Origin of the sequence: Amycolatopsis deserti (genome assembly GCF_014653945.1) — a bacterium.
Lineage (GTDB): Bacteria > Actinomycetota > Actinomycetes > Mycobacteriales > Pseudonocardiaceae > Amycolatopsis_E > Amycolatopsis_E deserti.
This window is the reverse complement of record NZ_BNAU01000012.1, coordinates 74,346-96,223: the sequence shown is the minus strand read 5'-3', so window position 1 is coordinate 96,223 and position 21,878 is coordinate 74,346. Positions and strand designations below refer to the sequence as shown.

The window sequence follows — 21,878 nt, the reverse complement described above, 5'->3', positions numbered from 1 at the left end:
CACGTACAAGCTTAGGTGGTATCTCCGGACTTCGCTTACGCGGGGGCCCATGTCGGTGTGAAAACTTCTTCACGTGTTGGGCCCTGGGGCGGGCGGACCCTGACGACGGGCCCGCCCGCCGGGTCAGGCGAGGACCTCGGCCAGCGGCGTGTGCGGCAGGTCGTGGGCCTGCGCGACGGGGGCGTTGGTCAGGGCGCCCGCGTGCGCGTTGAGGCCCAGCGACAGCGGCCCGTTCGCGCGCAGCGCGGCCTGCCAGCCCTGGTCGGCCAGCTGGACGGCGTAGGGCAGCGTGACGTTGGTCAGGGCGTAGGTGCTCGTGCGCGGGACCGCGCCGGGCATGTTCGCCACGCAGTAGAAGACCGAGTCGTGCACGGTGTAGGTCGGGTCGTCGTGCGTCGTCGGGTGCGAGTCGGCGAAGCAGCCGCCCTGGTCGATCGCGATGTCCACGAGCACGCTGCCCGGCCGCATGCGCGCGACCAGTTCGGTGGAGACGAGTTTCGGCGCCCGCGCGCCGGGCACCAGCACCGCGCCGATCACCAGGTCGGCCTCCAGCACGGCCTGCTCGACGGCGAAGGCGTTCGAGGTGACGGTGCGGATGCGGCCGGCGAAGTCGTGGTCGATCTGACGCAGGCGGTCCACATTGGTGTCCAGGATTTCCACGTCGGAGCCAAGGCCCAGCGCGATGCGGGCGGCGTTCAGGCCGGCGACACCGCCGCCGATGACGACCACCCGGGCCGGGTGCACGCCGGGCACGCCGCCGGGCAGCACGCCGCGGCCGCCGCTGGGCTTCATCAGCGAGTGGGCGCCGACCTGCGGCGCGAGCCGTCCGGCGACCTCGGACATCGGCGCCAGCAACGGCAGCGCGCCGCTGGGCTGCTGCACGGTCTCGTAGGCGATCGCGGTGGTGCCCGCGTCCAGCAGGGCCTGCGTCAGCGGGCGGTCCGCGGCCAGGTGCAGGTAGGTGAACAGCACCTGGTCGCGGCGCAGCCGGGGGTACTCCTCGGCGATCGGCTCCTTGACCTTGAGGACCATCTCGCCCTCGGCCCAGACGTCGTCGGCGGTGGCGAGGATCTTCGCGCCGGCGGAGACGTACTCGTCGTCGCTGATGGCGGACCCGGTGCCGGCGCCGGTCTCGATGAAGACCTCGTGGCCCCGCGCCGTCAGCTCGTGCACCCCGGCCGGGGTCACGGCGACGCGGTATTCGTGCTTCTTGACCTCGCGGGGGACGGCGATGCGCACTGCTTCCTCCTGCATCTGGCGGACGTGGTGCTGACCACGGTGAACCACCCGGATAGCGGTGTCATCGTGCCTCGCCGACAATTCTCCGCCGCGCGGCTGGTGCTCGCAGAACAAGGTGTTGACCTCGACCTTGGTGGAGCTCGCAGGATGATCGTCATGAGAGCGGTGTGGTTGAGGGAGTTCGGCGGGCCCGAGGTGCTGGTCGCGGGGGAGGCGCCGGATCCGGTGCCCGGGACGGGGCAGGTGCTCGTCGGTGTGGCGTTCGCCAACACGACGTTCGTGGAGACGCAGTTCCGGGCGGGCCTGCCCGGGCCGTTCCGCGCGGAGCTGCCGGTGATCCCGGGCAACGGCGTCGGTGGGGTGGTGCTGTCCGGGCCGTCCGAGCTGGTGGGAGCGCCGGTGGTGACGAGCCTGAACGGGTCGGGCGGCTACGCCGAGCGGGTGGTGGTGGACGCGGCGGCGCCGTTCCGCGTGCCGGACGGCCTGGCGCTGGACGACGCGGTGGCGTTGTTGGCCGACGGCCGCACCGCGACGGCGCTGGTCCGCGCGGCAGGGGTGTCGGCCGGGGAGCGGGTGCTGGTGGAAGCCGCCGCGGGCGGCGTGGGGAGCCTGCTGGTGCAGCTGGCGCGCAACGCGGGCGCGACGGTGATCGCGGCGGCCGGGGGCGCGCGCAAGACGGCGGTGGCCCGCGATCTCGGGGCGGACGAGGTGGTCGACTACACGGAGCCGGACTGGACCGCGCGGGTGGATGGCCCGGTGGACGTCGTGTTCGACGGCGTGGGCGGTGCTCTTGGGGCGGCCGCGTTCGGGCTGCTGCGCCGCGGCGGACGGCACTTCAGCTACGGCCTGGCGAGCGGCTCGTGGACGGAGGTGCCGGAGGAGGAGGCCGCCGCGCGGGGTGTCACGCTGCACCGGGGCCCGCTGGGCAGCCCGGCCGACCTGCGCGCCGCCACGGAGTGGGTACTGGCCGAGGCAGCGGAGGGCCGGGTGAAACCCCTTGTGGGGCAACGCTTCCCGCTCGCCCAGGCCGCCGAGGCACACCGAGCGATCGAATCCCGAGCGACGATCGGCAAGACACTGCTGGAGATCTGACGCGGACTCCACGTCCCCGGGCGCGAGAACCACGTTCCGGGGCGTGGGCTCCGCGGTCGTCAGGCGGGGCGGGCCGAGGCGGTGTCGCCCGTGTTGATCACCCCGGCGCGGGTCACGCGCATGATCACGCCGAACTTGTTGGCGTGCCGGTCGATCAGGTGCGTCTGCAGCTCCGGCCACCGCTCCCGGCCCGAGGGGTCCCAGCTCGGCACCGCGCAGCGGATGCACGGGCCCGCGTGGTCGCCGGTCACCTCCAGCGACACGTCGCCGACCTCCAGCGTGGTGCCGGCGGCCCAGTCCTCCTCGGCGAAGGCGGGGGCGTCCGTCGTCAGGTGGATGTTCGGGCGGAAGCGGTGCAGTTCGACCGGCTGGCCGAGTTCCGCCGCGAGCGCCGTCAGCGACGCCTCGAACGTCACCAGCACGGTGGGGCCGCGGTCCTGCTGCCCGTCGGCCGCGCGCAGGTCCACCGGCATGCCGAACGACGACGCGAGCGCCTCCGCCAGTCCCGGCTCGTCCCAGGACCACGACCGGCCCTCCGGCGAGTGCAGCAGCGGCGGCTTCGGCGGGTCGATCACGTCGGCGCCGTACTCCGCGCCCCAGGTGAGCATCGCCGGGTTCTGGCGCACCGTCAGCAGCTTCCCGCGGCGCTTCTCCCGCCCGTCGACCAGCGCGTGCGCGCGGTCGCCCGCCATGCCCCGCTCGTCGAAGCGCGCGGCGCGAACCTCCTCGCCCCGCAACGACTTCACCGGCCAGCGGTGCAGCGCGGCAACCGATCCCTCGAACACGAACCCCTCCTACGACCAGCGCACGGCGACCAGCTGGACCAGCAATGCTAACCGGACGTCCGGGTCGTCCAGGTCGAGCGGGACGAGTTCGAGCACGCGCCGCATCCGGTACCGGAACGTGTTGGGGTGGATGCGCAACGCCTGCGCCGCCGACCGCGGATCGCCGGGGTAGCGCAGCCACTCGTAGAGCGTCTCGACGTAGTCCGTGCGGTTGATCCGGTCGTACTCGCGCAGCTGCTCCAGCGGCCCGAGCCCGGCGACGCCTGCCGCCGAGGCCGCAGTGGCCGTTCGGTGCAGCGCGAGCGCCGTCCAGAGCCCGTCGAAGCTGCCGGACGGTCCCTCGATCACCCCGGCGCGCAGCAGGCTCAGGGTCTCCTCCGCCTCGGCGCGCGACCGCGGCAGTTCGCCGATCTTCACCGCGCTCCCGGCCGCCACGCGCGGCGCGCCGCGGGACGGGTCGGCCAGCGACGGCCAGTCCGCGCCGTCGGGCACGACCGTGTACAGCAGCCCGCCGAGCTCTGTCGCGATTGGACGGCGGCCGATGCCGAGCGACATGCGTTCCATCAGGGCCAGTCGCAGGCCTTCGTCGTCGCCGGGGGTGTCGACGACGACCACGCGGTGCGGTTCGTCGGTCAGCTCCAGTTCGGCGATCGCCGCCCGCGGTCCGGCTTTCCCTTCGAGGACGGCGCGGAGCAGTTCGGCCGAGGCGCGTCGCTGGGCGTCCGCGTGGGCGCGGCGGCGCAGCAGGTGGAGCGCGACGACCGGTGCGGTGTCGGCGAAGGCGGCGGCGCGTTCGTCGGACACCGGGCCGCGGACGACCGCCCACATCGAGCCGAGCAGTTCGCCGCCCATCCGGATGGGCACGATGAGTCGTGGCAGGGTGCCATCGCGTTGCGCGGGAACGAAAATCGTCTGGCGGCCGCGGGAGAGTTCGCGGAAGACGCCGCGGGAGCGGAACTTGGCGAGCACGTCGTCGGGGATCCGGCGGCCCATGATGGTGGACACGCGGGCCGGGTCGGTGATGTCCTGGCGCGCCGAGTAGGCCAGGACGCGCGAGTTGGTGTCCTCGATGGTCACCGGGGCGTCGACGACCGCGGCGACGGCGTCCGCGAGGCGGAACAGGTCGCCCGAGCCGGGGTCGCCTTCGAGGGATTCGGGTTCCTCGGCCGCCGCGTCGAGGACGGTGCGCAGCAGCCAGACCAGCTGTGCCCAGGCGGTGGCCGCGCGAACCTCGATGAGGGCGATGTGCGCCGCCTTCGCCGCCCGCCGGACCTGGGTCTTGCGGGCGACCGGCGGTTTGAGCAGCACCGCGGCGGCGCTGGCGGAGGCGCTGTGTTCGATGAGCTCGACCGCTGAGGCGGCATCGCTCGTGGCGACGCCCAGGACCAAGTCGCCGGCCGCGAGCTGGGCGGAGGCGCCCGGCTCGGCGATGACCACGTCCGCGACGGCGGGGCAGGGGTCGGGCAGCTGGACCGCGTGCAGCAACGTCGGCCCGACCCGGTCGACCACACTGCGGACGGAGACCATTTGCGCAGGATACGGCTCGCTGGGGGGAGGGGCTATCGCCGGCGGAGCGGTCGGGTTTGGGGGTGGTGGGGCTTGGGGGCGTCTGGGGCGTGGGGTGCGTGGGCCGGGTGGTGGGACTTGAGGTGCCCGTGGGGCTCGTCGGGCGCGGGTGGCCGGGGCGTGGGGCCCGTTGGGGCGCGGATTCGGGGGCGCGGTTGCCGGGGCTTGGATCCATCAGGTGCTTAGTCGGGTTGGTGCCAGATGCCAGGTGCCCAGCCGCGGGCGCGCGAGGTGCCCACTCGCCGGCGGGCGAGGTGTCGATCCGCGGGCGGGCGAGGTGCCGACTCGCCGGCGGGCGAGGTGTCGATCCGCGGGCGGGCGAGGTGCCGACTCGCCGGCGGGCGAGGTGTCCATTCGCGGGCGGGCGAGGTGCCGACTCGCCGGCGGGCGAGGTGTCCATTCGCGGGCGGGCGAGATGCCCAGTCGCGGGAGCGTGACGGGGCCAGTCGTGGCGTGCGAGGTGGCCAGTCGCGCGGGCGGGCGCGAGGTACCCAGTCGTGGGTGCGCGAGGTGTCCGGTCGCGCTGGTGCGAGATGCCCACGCGCCGAGGCGCGAAGTTCCCAGTCGCGGACGTGCGAGATGCCCAGTCGTGGGAGTGCGAGCGGACCAGTCGTGGCGTGCGAGGTGGCCAGTCGCGCGGGTGCGAGGTGCCCGGTCGCCGGGGTGCGAAGTGTCCAGTCGTGGGTGCGCGTGCGTGGTGTCCACTCGTGGGCGTGCGAGGTGCACCGCCGCCGGGGTGCGAGGGGGCCAATCGTGGGCGTGCGAAAAACCCAGTCGCGGCGGGGCGAGTTGTTCGCCGCCGCGACTGGGTTTCGCGAGTCGTGGGGTGGGAGCCGGCGGGGGCCGCGCGAATCGCTAGCGGCTCAGTACCCGGGCCAGGACGGTCCGCAGGGTGGCGGCCGGGTCGGCGACGCCCTCGGGGGAGCGCCACGCCACGATGCCGTCCGGGCGGACCAGGCTGGCCCCTCCCTGCTGCAGGCCGAACCGGCTGCGGAACACCGGCTCGTCGAGTTCCCGGTACTCCAGGGCGATTCCCGTCTCCGCGCGCACCTCCTCCACCGCCGAGCCCCAGCCGCCGGGGCTGAACAGCACCCAGGCGTGGCCGAGGAAGTCCCATGTGGAACCCGCCCCGACCGGGACATGCGGCGCGCGGAAGCCGGGTCGTCCGGACGGCTCCACCGGGTTCTCCACGAGGTCGCCGTAACCGGGCAGCACCGCGCCGGGGCGGGAGCCATCGGGGAGCGGTTCGGGCGAACCAGGCGACTCCTCCAGCACCGCGCCCGAGCGGTAGCGGAAACCGAGCGTCAGTGCGATCTGGTCGACTGGCTCAGCCACTCCCGTCAGGTCGAGGTCCGGCACCATCCGCTCCTTCGCGTTGTGCAGCGACGTCGTCACCACCATCTCCGCGATCGGCTTGCGTTCGGCCTCGTAGCTGTCCAGCAGCCCCGGCCCGGCGTCCCCGCGGAGGACCGCCGCCAGCTTCCACGCGATGTCGTGCCCGTCGCCCACCGCGGTGTTCCCACCCATCCCTCCGGTGGGCGGCGTGACCTTCGCGGCGTCGCCGACGAGGAACACCCGCCCCGCGGAGAACCGGTCCGCGACCCGCGCCGCCATCTCCCAAGCGCCGATCCACTGGATCTTCGGTTCGAGATCCGGCAGGTCGGTCGCGATCCGGATCAGCCGGACCAGCCGCTCCTCCGGGAAGTCGTCGACGGTCTCGCCCCGCTCGGGGTGCAGATCGACCGCACACACGTACCGCCCCGGGACGTCGGTGTTGGTCAGCGCGCCGGTGAACTCGGAGTTCTGCAGGTAGTACAGGTCGGTGACGTTCGGCTCCAGCCGGTCGCCGAGGTCGGCGTCGAACACCACCCCGACCGAGTGGGCGATCGCGCCGACGCCGGAAGTCCCGATCCCGAGCGCCTCCCGGATCCGCCCCCGCCCGCCGTCCGCGGCCACCAGGTACGCCGCCCGCACACTGGTCTCCTCGCCGCTGTCCCGCGAGCGCAGCACCGCCGTCACCCCGTCGTCGTCCTGCGTGAACGACACCAGTTCCGTCGAAAACCGCACGTCCGCGCCCGCCTCGCGAGCCCGCTCCAGCAGGATCGGTTCGACCACGTCCTGCCCCGCCATGCCCCACGGCGCCGCGGTCGCCGCGCTCAGGTCGTACTCGTCGAGGTCTTCGACGATCTGGTGGAACACCGTCCCGTTCAGGCTCGACGCCACCGTGATCCGCAGCCCCCGCGAAGCCCGCTCGCTGACCCCGAGCACCTTCCGGTCGATCCCGGCGAACCGGTACAGCTCCATCGTCCGCGGCGTCTGCCCGGACGCGCGCGGGTGCAGCGCCGTGCCCGGATGCCGCTCCACCGTCAGCACGTTCACGCCCTCGAGCGCCAGGAACATGCTCGCGGACAGGCCACCCAGCCCGGCCCCCACGACCAGGACGTCGACTCGTTCCATGATTCCTCCTTGTTGTGGATATCCCGTGACCAAAGTATCTCATCAACTAAGAGACTCGTCAAGCAAGAGGAATCCACACCGTGGAACCGGTTGGGCGCCCCGCTCCGGTCTGGCTAGCTTCGACCGCGGCGCCCCTGATCAGCCCACGCACCAAGGAGAACGACGATGAGCGAGTCGCAGGCCTGGTCCTTCGAGACCAAGCAGATCCACGCCGGCGCGAGCCCCGATCCGGCCACCGGCGCGCGAGCGACCCCGATCTACCAGACCACGTCGTACGTCTTCCGCGACAGCCAGCACGGCGCCGACCTGTTCAGCCTCGCCGAGCCCGGCAACATCTACACCCGGATCATGAACCCGACCCAGGACGTGCTCGAGCAGCGCGTCGCGGCGCTCGAGGGCGGGGTGGCGGCGCTGGCGTTCGCCTCCGGCACGGCGGCGACCAACGCGGCGATCCTGAACGTCGCCAACGCCGGCGACCACATCGTGTCCAGCCCGAAGCTCTACGGCGGCACCTACAACCTGTTCCACTACACGCTGCCCAAGCTGGGCGTGCAGGTGTCGTTCGTCGAGGACCAGAACGACCTGGACCAGTGGCGCGCCGCGATCCGCCCGAACACCAAGGCCTTCTTCGGCGAGACCCTGGCCAACCCGGGCAGCGACGTGCTCGACATCCGGGCCGTCGCCGACGTCGCGCACGAGGCCGGCCTGCCGCTGATCGTCGACAACACCATCCCGACGCCGTACCTGCTGCGCCCGATCGAGCACGGCGCCGACGTCGTCGTCCACTCCGCGACCAAGTACCTCGGCGGCCACGGCACCACCATCGCCGGCCTGCTGGTCGACGGCGGCACCTTCGACTTCGGCGCGTACCCGGAGCGCTTCCCCGGCTTCACCGAGCCGGACCCCAGCTACCACGGTCTCAAGTACTGGGAGGCCCTCGGCCCGGGCGCGTACGCGGCCAAGGCCCGCGTCCAGCTGCTGCGCGACACCGGCGCGGCCATCGCGCCGCTCAACAGCTTCCTGATCCTGCAGGGCATCGAGACGCTGTCGCTGCGCGTGGAGCGGCACGTCAGCAACGCCAAGGCCCTGGCCGAGTGGCTGGAGCAGCGCGACGAGGTCGAGCGCGTCTACTACGCGAGCCTGCCGTCGAGCCCGCACCACGAGCTGGCCCGGAAGTACCTGCCGCAGGGCGCCGGCGCGGTCCTGTCGTTCGACCTGCGCGGCGGCGTCGAGGCCGGCCGGAAGTTCGTCGACGGCACCGAGCTGCACAGCCAGCTGGTTAACATCGGTGACGTGCGCAGCCTCATCGTCCACCCCGCCAGCACCACCCACAGCCAGCTCACCCCCGAGGAGCAGCTCGCCAGCGGCGTCACGCCGGGCCTGGTGCGGCTGGCCGTCGGGCTGGAAGGCCTGGAGGACCTCAAGGCCGACCTGGAGGCCGGGTTCCGGGCGGCCAAGGCGGCCCTGTGACGGATCCGTCCACTGTGGATCTCCCGCCGGCGACGGGTGCGTGGCGGGAGGGGGATCCACCGGGACGGCGGCAGTGGGCCGCCGGTGGACAGCTGCGGCTGGACGCCGGCGGCACGCTGCCGGAGTACCGGATCGCGTACGAGACGTGGGGGCGGCTGAACTCCGACGGCTCCAACGCGGTCCTGATCGCGCACGCCCTCACCGGGGACAGCCACGCCGCCGGTGAGGCGGAGCCGGGCCATCCGACGCCGGGCTGGTGGGACGGCCTGATCGGGCCCGGTCGCGCGCTGGACACCGACGAGCTGTTCGTCGTCGTGCCCAACGTCCTCGGCGGCTGCCAGGGTTCGACCGGGCCGTCGTCGCCCGATCCGGACGGGCGCACGTGGGGCAGCCGGTTCCCGCGGATCACCATCCGCGACCAGGTCCGGGCCGAGGCCGTGGTGGCCGACCAGCTCGGCATCGAGCGGTGGGCCGCGGTGCTCGGCGGGTCGATGGGCGGGATGCGGGCGCTGGAGTGGGCGGCGACGTTCCCCGCGCGGGTCGCGGCGCTGCTGGTGCTGGCCGCGCCGGCCGCGTCCTCGGCCGACCAGATCGCCTGGGCGGCGCCGCAGCTGCACGCGATCACGTCGGACCCGGGCTGGCGCGGCGGCGACTACCACGACGCGCCGCCCGGCGAGGGGCCGCACCGCGGGCTGGGCGTGGCGCGGCGGATCGCGCACGTGACCTACCGCAGCTCGCTCGAACTGGACCAGCGGTTCGGCCGGCTGCCGCAGGGCGCCGAGGACCCGCTCGGCGACGGCCGGTACGCGGTCGAGTCCTACCTGGACCACCACGCGGACAAGCTGGTGCGCCGCTTCGACGCCGCGTCCTACGTGCTGCTCACGCGATCGATGAACACGCACGACGTGGGCCGGGACCGCGGTGGGGTCGGCGCCGCGCTGTCCGGGGTGACCGCGCGCAGCGTGATCGCGGGCGTCGACAGCGACCGCCTCTACCCGATGCGGCAGGCGCACGAGCTGGCGGCGGGCATCCCGGGGGCGGGGGAGGCGGCCGAGATCACCTCGCCGTACGGGCACGACTCGTTCCTGATCGAGACCGCCCAGGTGGCGGCGCTGGTGAAGGCGCTGCTGCACTGACCGTGGTCACGCGGCGCCGGAACTCGCTCGGGTTGACGCCGCGGACCCGTTTGAACGCCGCGCTGAACCCGAACGGGTCCGAGTAACCGACGGTGCGGGCGATCTGCGCGATCGTCGCGGACTGCCGCTCGACGAGGAGGTCCGCGGCGAGCGTCATGCGCCAGCGGGTGAGGTAGGTCAGCGGCGGTTCGCCCACCAGGTCGGTGAACCGCTTGGCCAGGGTCGACCGCGACACGCCGGTGCGCTGCGCCAGCGCGGCGACCGTCCACGGCGCCGCCGGTTCGGCGTGCAGCAGACGCAGCGCGTGGCCGGCGATCGGGTCGCGCTGGGCTGCCCACCAGGCCGGAGGCTCGCCGCCGGGCCGGTCGAACCACTCGCGCAACGTGCAGACCAGCAGCCAGTCCAGCAGCCGGTCGAGCACGACCTGCTGCCCCGGCGCGTCGACGGCGACCTCGGCGGCGAGGTGGTCCAGCACGGGGTCGGAGGTGTCCCCGGCATCGCCCACCCGCAGCACGACGGGCAGCGCGTCCAGCAACCTGCGGCTGATCTCGCCGCGCACCGGGTAGGCGCCGACGATCAGCGTCGTCGCGCCGTCGCCGTGGTCGTGCCAGCCGCGCCGGTACCGCGTCCCGCCCTGCTCGGGCGTCGCGCAGAACTCACCGCACGCGACCGGCTCGGCCCGAGTACCCGGCTCGTCGACGAAGGTGAAGGTCGCGGGGCCGCGCACGATGACCGTCTCGCGGGCGCGCAGCCGCTCGGGCTCGTGGTGTTCCGGCACGATCCAGCCCTCGCCGGTGAGCACGGTGCACAGGGTCAGCGGCGCGCCGTCCACGAAGTGCAGGTTCCAGGGCGGGGAGAGGGTCGTGCTGCCGAACAGCGAGCCGTGGGCGCGCACCCCGCGGATCAGATCGCTGAACACGTCCACGTCGACGAGGTTAGACGATCACACAGGTGATCCGGCCTCTGAGCCATGTGCTCGTCCGGTTCCGCGGTGTTCAATCGGGATCATGAGCGACACTCCGCTGACCGCCGACGACCGCGAGTTCCTCCGCCGTCCGCTGCACGGGTTCCTGACCGCGGCCGCGGGAGCTGTCCCGGCGCAGCCGCGGCCGGTGTGGTTCGAGGCCACCGACGACGGCGCGATCCAGCTGTTCACCATGCCGGACTCGCCCAAGTTGCGGCAGCTGCGCCGCGATCCGCGTGCCTCGATCGTGGTCGCCGCGCCGGTCGGTGAACGCGAGCGCTGGGTGTCGGTCACCGGCCGGGTCACGGTGGAACCGGATGGCGCACGGGAGCTGAGCGCCCGCCTGGCCGCCCGCTACTGGGACCTCGACGACCCGGCGCGCGCCGCGGACCTCGCCGGGATCACGGCCGAGGAATTGGTCCGCGTCGTCATCCACCCGGAGACCGTGCGCCGCTACCGCTATTGACCCGCTCAGGTCAGGGCTTCGGAGATCCAGTCGGTGACCGGGAGGTCGCGTTCCAGGCACTCGGCCGACAGGCGCACCGTCCAGCGCAGTGCCTGCAGCGTCAGGCTGTCCACCTCCGCGCGGTTGGCGCTGGCCAGCGCGATCTCCACCTGCTCCGCGGCCGCTTCGGCGTTGCCGTGCACCTCCGCCAGCAGCGTGCGGACCGCGGTGCGCACCGGCGGGTCGGCCTGGTCGATCGAGACCTCTTCGCCGCTCTCGTCGAACACCTGGACCTTCACCGGGGCGCTGCCGCCGTCGCCGAGCGTGGTCACCATCGTGCTGCACTCCTCGAACAGGAGCAGCATCAGCTCGCGCGTCTCGTCCCGGCTCGACGGGGCCACCTCGTCGAGCGCGTCGTCGTCACGGCCGAGCTGCATCGCGACGAGGGCGCGCTGCGCCCGCGAGATCAGCTGCTGCCGGTCGGAGGTCACGGGATCTATCAAAGCCGGGGAAAGGCGTTCAACGGTAGTGGGAAAAACGAGTGACGTGATGATCACGCCGCCGCTTGCAGCGCGCCGAGGGCGAGGCGCCGCAGCAGGACGGCCAGTTCGTCGTCGTCCAGATGGCGGTTGTACGGCGTCGAGTTGATCAACCCGAACACGGCGTGTGCTGCCGAGCGCGCCTGACGTTCCCCCACTCCGGGGACGGCGTCGCGAATGACCTTCACCCATATCTCTACGTAACGACGCTGCAAGGCCCGCACCTGCTTGCGGTCGGCGTCGGTGAGGTTGGCGAGGTTGCGTTCCTGGACCGTGATCAGCGACGGGTGCGTGAGCGCGAAGTCGACGTGGAACTCGACCAGCTCGGCCAGCGCCTGCTCCGGATCCGCGGTCGCGTCCACCCGCGCGGTGCCGCCGTCGAGGAGGTAGTGGCTGATCGAGTTCAGCATCTCCCCGAGCATCGCGTCCTTGCTGCGGAAGTGCCGGTACAGCGCGGGGCCGGAGATGCCGACGGCCGCGCCGATGTCGTCGATGCCGACGCCGTGGAAGCCGTGCCGGGCGAACAGTTCCGCGGCCGCGCTCAGGATCTCCTCGCGGCGGGTGGCCTTCTCGCCGGTGACCAGCGGCGTGGGACTCGTCGACACGTGAACATCTTATCGAGTCAGGTTAGCGAGCGCTAACGTCCGCCGCCCGTCACCTGTTGGTAGCCGAAATGCCTACTAAAAGGGGCTCCCTTGTGAGCAATGCACCTGGTAATCGTTCATTGAGTTGATTGCTCACGGAAGGTGGTCCCCGCTGTGCTGAGAACGCTTGCAACCACCGTCGTCGCGGCCCTCGCCTCGATCGGCCTGACCTCAGGGGTGGCCAACGCGGCCACTCTCGACTACGTCGCGCTCGGCGACTCCTACTCCTCCGGGGTGGGCGCCGGCAACTACCTCGACTCCTCCAGTTGCAAGCGCAGCTCGAACGCCTACCCCGCGCTGTACGCCGGGCAGACGTCGGCGTCGCTGGACTTCCAGGCCTGTTCCGGCGCGAAGACCTCGGACGTGCTGAACAACCAGGTCAGCGCGCTGTCCGAGTCGACCGACCTGGTCACGATCAGCGTCGGCGGCAACGACGCCGGGTTCGCGGGCGTCATGCAGGACTGCATCCTCGGCGGGGACTCGGGCTGCAAGACCGCGATCGACAACGCCAAGGCGTTCGTCAACGGGACCCTGCCCGGGCTGCTGGAGAAGACCTACGGGGAGATCCGCTCGCGCGCCCCCGAGGCAACGGTGGTCGTGCTCGGGTACCCGCACTTCTACAAGATCGGCGGGTCGTGCTCGGTCGGCCTGTCCGACACTTCGCGCGGGTACATCAACAGCGGGGCGGACGCGCTGGACTCGGTGATCCAGAAGGAGGCGTCGGAGGCCGGTTTCGCCTTCGCCGACGTGCGCCCGGCGTTCACCGGGCACGAGATCTGCTCCGGCGCGGCGTGGTTGCACAGCGTGACGTATCCGATCGACGAGTCCTACCACCCGACGGCGACCGGTCAGGCGCAGGGCTACTACCCGTCACTGGTGGCGGCGCTGGGCTGAGGTCCGGAGGGGCGGCCGCGCCGCCCCTCCGGACTTCAGGCGTGCAGCGTCGGCCGGTAGATCAGCTCCTGGATGTGGCCGTCGAGCGTCCGGTGCTCGAGCAGCTCCAGGTCGAAGTCGGCCCCGCCCGCGAAGATCGGGTCCAGCCCGGTCTTCGCGGTGATCACCGGGAAGAGCGTCACGTGGACGCGGTCGACCAGGCCGGCGGCCATCAACGCGCGGTTCAGCGACAGGCTGCCGTGCGAGCGCAACGGCACGTCGGACTCTTCCTTGAGCCGGGTGACGACGTCGACGGCGTCCCCGCTCGCGACGGTCGCGTCCGGCCAGTCGAGTGGTTCCCGCAGCGTGGACGACACGATGGTGGCCGGCAGTGTCCGCATCCGGGTCACCCAGGGGTCGCGGACGTCGGAGTCCTCGCTGCTCTCGGCCAGCATCTGCGTGAACGCCCGGTACGTGTTCGCCCCGAAGACGATCCGCGGCTCCTCGTCGTACAGGGCGAGGCGGCGGTCGAGCAGCTCGGGGCCTTGTTTGCCCCAGTAGCCGGTCCAGTCGCCGCCGGCGGCGCCGAAGCCGTCGAGGCTGGTGAAGACGTCGAACGTGTAGGTCGCGGTCATGGTGTCCTCCTCGTCTCTCACTCCCACGTCGGACGAGCCCACCACGATTTCGACACCTCGGGTGCGCGAATCTGGACATCGCACGTTAGTAGTGGTTAACATCGAGCCGAACGTTAACGACTACTAACCAGGTTCGGCGTCGATGAGGAGGGTCATGGACTTCCCGGTGCTCGGCACCTCCGCGGACCCGCGAAGTGAGCAGTACGCCCGTAACGCGACCGCACACGCGGAGCTCGTCGAGGATCTGCGCAAGCGCTTGGCGACCGCTCGAACGGGTGGCCCCGAGAAGGCTCGTGCCCGGCATGTGGAACGCGGCAAGCTGCTGCCGCGCGACCGCGTCGACGCCCTCCTCGACCCGGGCTCGCCGTTCCTCGAGCTGTCGCCGCTGGCCGGGAACGGGCTCTACGACGACGAGGCGCCCGCCGCCGGCATCATCACCGGCATCGGGCGGGTCTCCGGCCGCGAGTGCGTCATCGTCGCCAACGACGCGACCGTCAAGGGCGGCACCTACTACCCGATGACGGTCAAGAAGCACCTCCGGGCGCAGGAGGTCGCCCTGCACAACAACCTGCCGTGCATCTACCTGGTCGACTCGGGCGGCGCCTTCCTGCCCAAGCAGGACGACGTGTTCCCGGACCGCGAGCACTTCGGCCGCATCTTCTACAACCAGGCCACGATGTCGGCGCGCGGCATCCCGCAGATCGCGGCCGTCCTCGGCTCGTGCACGGCGGGTGGCGCGTACGTGCCGGCGATGAGCGACGAGGCCGTGATCGTCCGCAACCAGGGCACGATCTTCCTCGGCGGTCCGCCGCTGGTGAAGGCCGCGACCGGCGAGGTCGTCACGGCCGAGGAACTGGGCGGCGGCGACGTGCACGCCCGGCAGTCGGGCGTCACCGACCACCTGGCCAACGACGACGCGCACGCCCTGTCGATCGTCCGGAACATCGTCGCCACGCTCGGCCCGCGCAGCCCGCGCCCGTGGGAGACCCGCCAGGTGGAGGCCCCCGCGGTCGACCCCGAGCAGCTCTACGGCGTGGTGCCCACCGACTCGCGCACCCCCTACGACGTGCGGGAAGTCATCGCGCGCATCGTCGACGGCAGCCGCTTCGCCGAGTTCAAGAAGGAGTACGGCGCCACCCTGGTCACCGGCTTCGCGCACATCCACGGCCACCCGGTCGGCATCATCGCCAACAACGGCGTGCTGTTCGCCGAGTCGGCCATGAAGGGCGCGCACTTCATCGAGCTGTGCGACAAGCGCTCGATCCCGCTGGTCTTCCTGCAGAACATCAGCGGGTTCATGGTCGGCCGCGACTACGAGGCGGGCGGTATCGCCAAGCACGGCGCCAAGATGGTGACCGCCGTGGCCTGCGCCCGCGTGCCCAAGTTCACGGTGATCATCGGCGGCTCGTTCGGCGCGGGCAACTACTCGATGTGCGGCCGGGCGTACTCGCCCCGCTTCCTGTGGATGTGGCCCAACGCGCGGATTTCCGTGATGGGCGGCGAGCAGGCCGCGTCGGTGCTGGCGACCGTCCGCCGCGACTCGATCGAGAGCCGCGGCGGCGAGTGGCCCACCGAGGAGGAAGAGGCGTTCAAGGAACCCATCCGCCGCCAGTACGAGGAGCAGGGCAGCCCCTACTACTCGACCGCGCGGCTGTGGGACGACGGCGTGATCGACCCGGCGGACACCCGCATGGTGCTCGGGCTCGCGTTGTCGGTGGCGGCGAACGCGCCGCTGGAACCGGTCAGCTACGGCGTCTTCCGGATGTGAGGGGCATGTTCGACACAGTCCTCATCGCCAACCGCGGCGAGATCGCGGTTCGCGTCATCAGCACCCTGCGGCGCCTGGGCATCCGCTCGGTCGCGGTCTACAGCGATGCCGACGCCGACGCGCGGCACGTGCACGAGGCCGACACCGCGATCCGCATCGGCCCGGCCGAGGCGACCCGCAGTTACCTGTCCATCCCGGACATCGTCCGGGCCGCGGTGGACTCCGGCGCGCAGGCCGTCCACCCGGGGTACGGCTTCCTGGCGGAGAACGCCGAGTTCGCCGCCGCGTGCGAGAAGGCCGGGCTGGTCTTCATCGGACCGCCGGTGAGCGCGATCGACGCCATGGGCGACAAGATCCGGGCCAAGGCCACGGTGTCCGCCGCCGGCGTCCCCGTCGTCCCCGGCCTGTCCGATGTGGACGACTTCGCCAAGGCCGCCGACGAGGTCGGGTACCCGCTGCTGCTCAAGCCGTCCGCCGGCGGTGGCGGCAAGGGCATGCGGCTGGTCACCGAGCCCGGTGAGCTCGAAGCGGCGGTCGAGTCCGCCCAGCGCGAGGCCCGCGCCGCCTTCGGGGACGACCGCCTGCTGCTGGAGCGGTTCGTCACCACACCCCGGCACATCGAGATCCAGGTGCTGGCCGACACCCACGGCACGGTCCTGCACCTCGGTGAGCGCGAGTGCAGCCTGCAGCGGCGGCACCAGAAGATCGTCGAGGAGGCGCCGTCGGTGCTGCTCGACGAGGAGACCCGGGCCCGGATGGGCGCCGCCGCCGTCGAAGCGGCCCGCTCGGTCGGGTACGTCGGCGCGGGCACCGTCGAGTTCATCGTCTCCGCCCGCAAGCCGGACGAGTTCTTCTTCATGGAGATGAACACCCGGCTGCAGGTCGAGCACCCGGTGACGGAGATGGTCACCGGTCTCGACCTCGTCGAACTGCAGGTGCGCGTCGCCGCGGGCGAGCCGCTTTCCCTGACCCAGGACGACCTCCGGCTCAACGGGCACGCCGTCGAGGCCCGCGTCTACGCCGAGGACCCGGCGCGCGGGTTCGTCCCGACCGGCGGCACCGTGCTGGCGCTGGACGAGCCCCGCGGGCAGGGCGTGCGGGTCGACTCCTCGCTGGCCGAGGGCTCGGTGGTCGGCTCGAACTACGACCCGATGCTGGCCAAGGTCATCGCGTGGGGTCCGGACCGGGCGTCGGCGCTACACCGGCTCGACCGCGCACTGGCCGGGACGTCCGTGCTGGGCGTGCCGACCAACGTGACGTTCCTGCGCGCGCTGCTCGCCGACCCCGACGTGCAGGCCGGGCGGCTGGACACCGGTCTGGTCGAGCGGCGGCTGGACGAGCTGGTCGAGTCGGTGGTGCCGGAGGAGTTCTTCGTCGCCGCCGCGATGGACCGGCTGCTCGGACTGGTGCCCGCGGACACCTCCGACCCGTGGTCGGTGCCCAGCGGGTGGCGGCTCGGCGGCCCGGGCGGCGTCACGTTCCGGCTGCGTGCCGGGGACGCCGAGGCGCTCGTCACGATCGAAGGCTCGCCCGGCGCCGCACAGGTCACTGTGGACGGTGGCGAGCCGGTCGCGGTGTCCGCGCAGCGCAAAGGCAACTGGCTGGAAGTGCACTACAACGGCGAGTTCCGCCGGTACCTGCGTGCCGACGCGCCGCAGGACCGGGTGTGGCTCGGCCGCGACGGGCACGGCGTGGTCGTCGGCGAGCGGCCCAACCTGCTCGCCACGCACGGCGACGCGAGCGAGGCCGGCCCGGTGGTCAGCCCGATGCCGGGCACGGTGCTGGTGGTCAAGGTCGCGCAGGGCGACGTGGTGAGCGCCGGTGCGCCGCTGCTGGTCGTCGAGGCGATGAAGATGGAACACACGCTGGTCGCCCCGGTCGACGGCGTGGTCGAGGAACTCCGCGTCCAGGTGGGCCAGCAGGTGGCCCTCGACGAGACGCTCGCGGTGGTCAAGGAGCAGAAATGATCGACTTCCGGCTCGGCGAAGAGTACGAGGCGCTGCGCAAGACCGTGCAGGACTTCGCGCAGTCCGAGGTCGCCCCCGTGATCGGCGGCTTCTACGAGCGCGAGGAGTTCCCGTACGAGATCGTGCGGGGCATGGCTCGGATGGGCCTGTTCGGGCTGCCGTTCCCGGAGGAGTACGGCGGCATGGGCGGCGACTACTTCGCGCTGTGCCTGGCGCTGGAGGAGCTGGCCCGGGTGGACTCGTCGGTGGCGATCACGCTCGAGGCGGGCGTGTCGCTGGGCGCGATGCCGCTGTTCCGGTTCGGCTCCGCCGAGCAGAAGGAGAAGTGGCTGCCGTCACTGTGTTCCGGCGAGGCGCTGGGCGCGTTCGGTCTGACCGAGCCGGGCGGCGGTTCCGACGCGGGTGCCACGCGCACGACGGCGAAGCTGGACGGCGACGAGTGGGTGATCAACGGCAGCAAGTCGTTCATCACCAACTCCGGCACCGACATCACCCGGCTGGTCACCGTCACCGCGGTGACCGGCGAGAAGCCCGGGGGCGGCAAGGAGATCTCGGCGATCATCGTGCCGTCCGGCACGCCCGGGTTCACGGTGGCGCCGAAGTACTCGAAGGTGGGCTGGAACGCCTCGGATACCCACGAGCTGTCCTTCGCCGACTGCCGGGTGCCCGCGGAGAACCTGCTCGGCGAGCGCGGCCGCGGGTACGCCCAGTTCCTGTCCATCCTGGACGAGGGCCGGGTGGCGATCGCCGCGCTGAGCGTCGGGCTCGCGCAGGGGTGTGTCGACGAGTGCCTGCGTTACGCCGGGGAGCGGGAGGCGTTCGGGCACCGCATCGGCGAGTACCAGGCGATCCAGTTCAAGATCGCCGACATGGAGGTCCGCGCGCACACGGCCCGGCTGGCCTACTACGCGGCCGCGTCGAAGATGCTGCGGGGCGAGCCGTTCAAGAAGGAGGCCTCGATCGCGAAGCTGGTCGCCTCGAACGCGGCGATGGACAACGCCCGCGACGCGACGCAGATCTTCGGCGGCTACGGGTTCATGAACGAGTTCCCCGTCGGCCGGTTCTACCGGGACGCGAAGATCCTCGAGGTGGGGGAGGGCACCAGCGAGGTGCAGCGCATGCTCATCGCCCGTGAGCTGGGGCTTCGCTGAATCCGGTGAACTGAGGCAACCTGCCGCGCCCCCTGCGCGTGTATCCCCCGGATGAGCCGGGACGGCTTGGGTGCAGGGGGGCGCGGTGGACGAGGATTTCGCGGAGTTCGTGCGGGTGGCGTTGCCCGGGCTGCTCCGCTACGGGCACTTGCTCACCGGCAACCCCCACGACGCCGCCGACCTGGTGCAGATCGTCCTGGAGAAGATCGGCGTCCGGTGGGGGACGTTGCGCGGTGCGGAGAGCCCGCTGCCGTACGTGAAGCGCGCCATGGCGAACACGCACGTCAGCCGGTGGCGCAGCAGGCGGCGGGAAAGCCTGGTGGCCGACATCCCGGAACCGCCCCCCTACACCCCGCCCGACCGGCTCGAGAACGAGCCGTTGTGGCAGGCGCTCGCGGCCTTGCCGCCGCGGCAGCGGACCGTCGTGGTGCTCCGGTACTACGAGGGGTTGTCCGAAGCCGAGATCGCGGACGCGATGCGCATCAGCCCCGGGACGGTGAAGAGCCAGGCCAGCAAGGCGCTGGCCAGCCTGCGGGGAAAGTTGGGGACCCTGGTGGGGGCGGGTGACGAGTGGTGAACCTCGAGGACGAACTGAGCCGGCTGTTCGACGACGAGCGCCTCGACGTGCCCGTCCGGCCCGGCGCGGAGCTGCTGGTGGTGGCGGGTGCCCGGCGTAGGCGGTACCGGCGCAACGCGGCGGTGGCGACGGGTGGGGCGCTGACGATGGTCGCGCTGACCGCGGTGAGCATCGCGCTGTCCGGTGTCGGCGGGGGCACGACGGACACGCTGCCCGCGACGAACCTGCCGGTGACGACGATCGCGTCGACGGCCGGTTCGGAGTCCGGCGCGCCCCCGGTGCCTCCCAGCTCCAGCGCGCCGCCGTCGTCGTCGTCGGGGGTGACGAGCGTGCCCAGCGTGACGGGTTCGCAGAGCGCCCCCCGCAGCACGCCGCGGACTTCGAGCGCGCCGGCGGGCCCGGCACAACGTCCGGGTTCCACCGACCCGACGATCGGGCCGAGGGGCTGGGGCCGTCTGGCGCTGGGCATGAGCGAGGCGGACGCCGTGGCGTCGGACGAGTTCGACATGACGGAGGGTTACTCGGGCAGCCCGTGCCACCGGTACTGGCTGAAGGGCGGCGGCTCCCCGGTCGACATATCGCCCACGTACGGGGTGGCCCGCATCTCGGCGAAGCCCGGGGTGACGACACCGGAGGGAATCGGAGTCGGCTCGACGGACGCCGAGGTGATGGCGGCGTACCCCAACGCCACGACGGCCAACTACGTCATCACGGCGCCGGTGCCGGGGAACCCGGAGGCGGTGTACGTGTTCAACACGGACCCGTCGCAGAAGATCTTCAGCCTGCGCCTAGAACTGACAACCAACAACTGCTGACAGCACAAACAACTCGCAAGCCGGCAACGAAGAGCAAGCGACTACCCCAACCAGACCTCCCCCGCCCCCGATCCACAGCCGATCTTTGGTCGCCGATCAGCGGGGTCAAGGTACTCTTTCCCGCCTTGACGCCGCTGCTCGGCGACTGAAACACAATCAGGCATCGGGGGCGGGGGTGGTCGTGAGGTGACCTTTTGGCGCCGTGAGGCGCTGTTTTGCCCGCCCGCAGGGCGGACTCCCCGCCTGCCGAAGGCGGCGCGGGTTTAAAGATCAAAAGATGTCCTCGCCGGACGGGCAGGCTCCGGGATGACGGGGGACCGTTGTCGTCTCACCTCGGGTGGGGGGTCGCTGGGTTGGTGCTGCTGCGGCTCGCTCGTTCTTACGATGTCGTGGTGGAGATCCGCGAGTCCGGCGAGCACGACCTCACCGCCGTCCTGGCGTTGTTCGACGCGGCCGTCGAATGGCTCGTCGCCCGGGGGAGTGCCGAGCAGTGGGGCACCGAACCGTGGTCGGCGGATCCGGCGAAGGTCGAGCGCGTCCGCACGATGCTGCGCGAGGGCCGCCCGTTCCTGGCCACTTCGGACGGTGCCCCGGTCGGCGCCCTGATCCTCGACCACCCCCTGCCGTACACGCCGCCGGTCGACGAGCCCGAGGTGTACGTGACGCTGCTGCTGGCCTCCCGCGAGCACCGCGGCGTCGGCGGCCGGCTGCTGGAGTTCGCCCGCCAGGACGCCCGCGCCCGCGGCATCGGCCTGCTGCGCGTGGACTGCTGGGCCGGGGGCGACGGCAAGCTCGTCCGCTACTACGAGAGCCAGGGGTTCACGCCGACCGAGCGGGTGCGGGTGCGGGACGACGTGTGGGTCCAGATCTTCGAACAGCGAGTGTGACACCTCTGGCGCGAATGTCAGTTACCGGGCAGTATGTCCGCCATGGCAACGTTGCACGGCAAGGTCATCGTGATCACCGGGGGCGCGCAGGGGATCGGCGCCACCACGGCCGCCGCCCTGGTGCGGCTGGGCGCGAGGGTCGCGATCGGCGATCTCGACCCGGTCCTCGCCGAGAAGACCGCGGGTGAGCTGGGCGGCGACACGATCGCCCTGCCGCTGGACGTCACCGACCACCGCGGGTTCACCGAGTTCCTGGACGAGGTCGAGCGCCGCCTCGGGCCGATCGACGTGCTGATCAACAACGCCGGCGTCATGCTGCTGTCGCCGCTGGCCGACGAGGACGACGCCGCGACGGCGAAGCAGCTCGACGTCAACCTGCACGCGGTCATCCACGGCACCCGCGAGGCGATCCGCCGCATGCGCCCGCGCGGCCGCGGCCACATCGTCAACGTCGCCTCCATGGCGGGCAAGGCCGGGTTCCCGGGCGCCGCGACCTACTGCGCCACCAAGCACGCCGTCGTCGGGCTGTCCGAGGCGGTGCGGCAGGAGCTGCGCGGGTCCGGGGTGGACATCTCGTGCGTCATGCCCGCGGTCGTGCGCACCCACCTGGCCGACGGGTTGCCGGAGACGAAGCTCTTCCCGTCGCTGCGGCCGGACGACGTCGCGAAGGCCATCGTCGCCACGCTCCAAAAGCCGCGGTTCGACGTGTTCGTCCCGAAATCGCTGGACGTCACCGGCCGGGTCAGCCGGCTGCTGCCGCGCGCGGCGGCGGAGTGGTTCATGCGCGCGATCGGCGCGGACAAGGTCTTCACGCAGGCGCACGCGGGCGCGCGGGCGGAGTACGAGGCGAGGGTGAGACGACCTTGAA

20 protein-coding genes are annotated in these 21,878 nt (G+C 72.0%); 12 read left to right on the top strand and 8 right to left on the bottom strand.

The genetic code is table 11. The annotated features are described in order from the left end of the window. Positions 1-123 precede the first annotated feature (123 nt). A complete protein-coding gene (gene ald / locus IE290_RS35210) occupies positions 124-1,239 on the bottom strand; it encodes an alanine dehydrogenase (RefSeq protein ID WP_191249061.1) in 1,116 nt (371 codons plus the stop codon). Between the two features lie 156 nt (positions 1,240-1,395). Here ald and IE290_RS35205 point away from each other — a divergent pair, with 156 nt between their 5' ends. Then, positions 1,396-2,331, top strand: a complete 936-nt coding sequence (locus tag IE290_RS35205) for a zinc-binding dehydrogenase (protein ID WP_191249060.1) — start codon at positions 1,396-1,398, stop codon at positions 2,329-2,331. Positions 2,332-2,390: 59 nt separating this feature from the next. Here the strand turns inward: IE290_RS35205 and IE290_RS35200 are convergent, their stop codons facing one another. The 3 genes from IE290_RS35200 to rdmE all read right to left on the bottom strand — a co-directional run bounded on the left by IE290_RS35200 (position 2,391) and on the right by rdmE (position 7,139). Next, complete coding sequence (locus IE290_RS35200) at positions 2,391-3,116, bottom strand: MOSC domain-containing protein (protein ID WP_191249059.1); 726 nt, start codon at positions 3,114-3,116, stop codon at positions 2,391-2,393. A 9-nt stretch (positions 3,117-3,125) separates the two neighbouring features. After that, on the bottom strand, positions 3,126-4,643 hold the full coding sequence (locus IE290_RS35195) for a PucR family transcriptional regulator (protein WP_191249058.1): 1,518 nt from the start codon (positions 4,641-4,643) through the stop codon (positions 3,126-3,128). Between the two features lie 894 nt (positions 4,644-5,537). Beyond that, positions 5,538-7,139, bottom strand: coding sequence for an aklavinone 12-hydroxylase RdmE (rdmE, locus tag IE290_RS35190; RefSeq protein ID WP_191249057.1), 1,602 nt, complete (start codon positions 7,137-7,139; stop codon positions 5,538-5,540). A gap of 165 nt (positions 7,140-7,304) precedes the next feature. On the opposite strand from rdmE, the gene IE290_RS35185 reads away from it, so the two are divergent. Both IE290_RS35185 and metX read left to right on the top strand, forming a co-directional pair. Beyond that, on the top strand, positions 7,305-8,609 hold the full coding sequence (locus tag IE290_RS35185) for a bifunctional o-acetylhomoserine/o-acetylserine sulfhydrylase (RefSeq protein ID WP_191249056.1): 1,305 nt from the start codon (positions 7,305-7,307) through the stop codon (positions 8,607-8,609). A gap of 14 nt (positions 8,610-8,623) precedes the next feature. Beyond that, a complete protein-coding gene (metX, locus tag IE290_RS35180; RefSeq protein WP_191249158.1) occupies positions 8,624-9,745 on the top strand; it encodes a homoserine O-acetyltransferase MetX in 1,122 nt (373 codons plus the stop codon). Here metX and IE290_RS35175 read toward each other — a convergent pair. Then, positions 9,666-10,670 (bottom strand): AraC family transcriptional regulator, encoded by a 1,005-nt coding sequence (locus IE290_RS35175; RefSeq protein ID WP_191249055.1) that lies wholly within the window; start codon positions 10,668-10,670, stop codon positions 9,666-9,668. The genes metX and IE290_RS35175 overlap by 80 nt on opposite strands. A gap of 82 nt (positions 10,671-10,752) precedes the next feature. Here IE290_RS35175 and IE290_RS35170 point away from each other — a divergent pair, with 82 nt between their 5' ends. Next, the gene (locus IE290_RS35170; protein ID WP_191249054.1) at positions 10,753-11,175 is read left to right on the top strand and encodes a pyridoxamine 5'-phosphate oxidase family protein; all 423 of its coding nucleotides are present in this window, start codon (positions 10,753-10,755) and stop codon (positions 11,173-11,175) included. A 5-nt stretch (positions 11,176-11,180) separates the two neighbouring features. Here IE290_RS35170 and IE290_RS35165 read toward each other — a convergent pair whose 3' ends face one another. Continuing rightward, positions 11,181-11,591, bottom strand: a complete 411-nt coding sequence (locus tag IE290_RS35165) for a hypothetical protein (protein ID WP_373300637.1) — start codon at positions 11,589-11,591, stop codon at positions 11,181-11,183. 116 nt (positions 11,592-11,707) lie between these two features. Then, positions 11,708-12,298, bottom strand: coding sequence for an SACE_7040 family transcriptional regulator (locus IE290_RS35160; protein WP_094008602.1), 591 nt, complete (start codon positions 12,296-12,298; stop codon positions 11,708-11,710). 153 nt (positions 12,299-12,451) lie between these two features. Here IE290_RS35160 and IE290_RS35155 point away from each other — a divergent pair, with 153 nt between their 5' ends. Then, positions 12,452-13,231, top strand: a complete 780-nt coding sequence (locus tag IE290_RS35155; RefSeq protein WP_191249052.1) for an SGNH/GDSL hydrolase family protein — start codon at positions 12,452-12,454, stop codon at positions 13,229-13,231. A 35-nt stretch (positions 13,232-13,266) separates the two neighbouring features. Here IE290_RS35155 and IE290_RS35150 read toward each other — a convergent pair whose 3' ends face one another. Then, positions 13,267-13,845: a dihydrofolate reductase family protein gene (locus tag IE290_RS35150; RefSeq protein WP_191249051.1), complete on the bottom strand. Its 579-nt coding sequence runs from the start codon at positions 13,843-13,845 to the stop codon at positions 13,267-13,269. Between the two features lie 154 nt (positions 13,846-13,999). On the opposite strand from IE290_RS35150, the gene IE290_RS35145 reads away from it, so the two are divergent. From IE290_RS35145 to IE290_RS35115, 7 genes are all read left to right on the top strand, one after another. After that, positions 14,000-15,613, top strand: coding sequence for a carboxyl transferase domain-containing protein (locus tag IE290_RS35145; protein ID WP_191249050.1), 1,614 nt, complete (start codon positions 14,000-14,002; stop codon positions 15,611-15,613). 5 nt (positions 15,614-15,618) lie between these two features. Beyond that, positions 15,619-17,580, top strand: a complete 1,962-nt coding sequence (locus IE290_RS35140; protein ID WP_191249049.1) for an acetyl-CoA carboxylase biotin carboxylase subunit — start codon at positions 15,619-15,621, stop codon at positions 17,578-17,580. Next, complete coding sequence (locus IE290_RS35135; RefSeq protein WP_191249048.1) at positions 17,577-18,731, top strand: acyl-CoA dehydrogenase family protein; 1,155 nt, start codon at positions 17,577-17,579, stop codon at positions 18,729-18,731. The genes IE290_RS35140 and IE290_RS35135 overlap by 4 nt, the downstream gene beginning before the upstream one ends. An 85-nt stretch (positions 18,732-18,816) precedes the next feature. Further along, positions 18,817-19,308: a SigE family RNA polymerase sigma factor gene (locus IE290_RS35130; protein ID WP_191249047.1), complete on the top strand. Its 492-nt coding sequence runs from the start codon at positions 18,817-18,819 to the stop codon at positions 19,306-19,308. Then, positions 19,305-20,123 (top strand): hypothetical protein, encoded by an 819-nt coding sequence (locus tag IE290_RS35125; RefSeq protein ID WP_229874901.1) that lies wholly within the window; start codon positions 19,305-19,307, stop codon positions 20,121-20,123. The genes IE290_RS35130 and IE290_RS35125 overlap by 4 nt, the downstream gene beginning before the upstream one ends. Positions 20,124-20,515: 392 nt before the next feature. Then, positions 20,516-21,010, top strand: a complete 495-nt coding sequence (locus tag IE290_RS35120; protein ID WP_191249045.1) for a GNAT family N-acetyltransferase — start codon at positions 20,516-20,518, stop codon at positions 21,008-21,010. A 33-nt stretch (positions 21,011-21,043) separates the two neighbouring features. Then, complete coding sequence (locus IE290_RS35115) at positions 21,044-21,877, top strand: SDR family oxidoreductase (protein WP_373300627.1); 834 nt, start codon at positions 21,044-21,046, stop codon at positions 21,875-21,877. Position 21,878: the final 1 nt, after the last annotated feature.

What these genes read in the sequence shown, in the direction of transcription:
- IE290_RS35205 (WP_191249060.1), top strand. Translation starts at nt 1,396, where the DNA reads ATGAGAGCGGTGTGGTTGAGGGAGTTCGGCGGGCCCGAGGTGCTGGTC.
- IE290_RS35195 (WP_191249058.1), bottom strand. Translation starts at nt 4,643, where the DNA reads ATGGTCTCCGTCCGCAGTGTGGTCGACCGGGTCGGGCCGACGTTGCTG.
- rdmE (WP_191249057.1), bottom strand. Translation starts at nt 7,139, where the DNA reads ATGGAACGAGTCGACGTCCTGGTCGTGGGGGCCGGGCTGGGTGGCCTG.
- IE290_RS35185 (WP_191249056.1), top strand. Translation starts at nt 7,305, where the DNA reads ATGAGCGAGTCGCAGGCCTGGTCCTTCGAGACCAAGCAGATCCACGCC.
- IE290_RS35170 (WP_191249054.1), top strand. Translation starts at nt 10,753, where the DNA reads ATGAGCGACACTCCGCTGACCGCCGACGACCGCGAGTTCCTCCGCCGT.
- IE290_RS35165 (WP_373300637.1), bottom strand. Translation starts at nt 11,591, where the DNA reads ATGCAGCTCGGCCGTGACGACGACGCGCTCGACGAGGTGGCCCCGTCG.
- IE290_RS35150 (WP_191249051.1), bottom strand. Translation starts at nt 13,845, where the DNA reads ATGACCGCGACCTACACGTTCGACGTCTTCACCAGCCTCGACGGCTTC.
- IE290_RS35145 (WP_191249050.1), top strand. Translation starts at nt 14,000, where the DNA reads ATGGACTTCCCGGTGCTCGGCACCTCCGCGGACCCGCGAAGTGAGCAG.
- IE290_RS35140 (WP_191249049.1), top strand. Translation starts at nt 15,619, where the DNA reads ATGTTCGACACAGTCCTCATCGCCAACCGCGGCGAGATCGCGGTTCGC.
- IE290_RS35135 (WP_191249048.1), top strand. Translation starts at nt 17,577, where the DNA reads ATGATCGACTTCCGGCTCGGCGAAGAGTACGAGGCGCTGCGCAAGACC.
- IE290_RS35115 (WP_373300627.1), top strand. Translation starts at nt 21,044, where the DNA reads ATGTCCGCCATGGCAACGTTGCACGGCAAGGTCATCGTGATCACCGGG.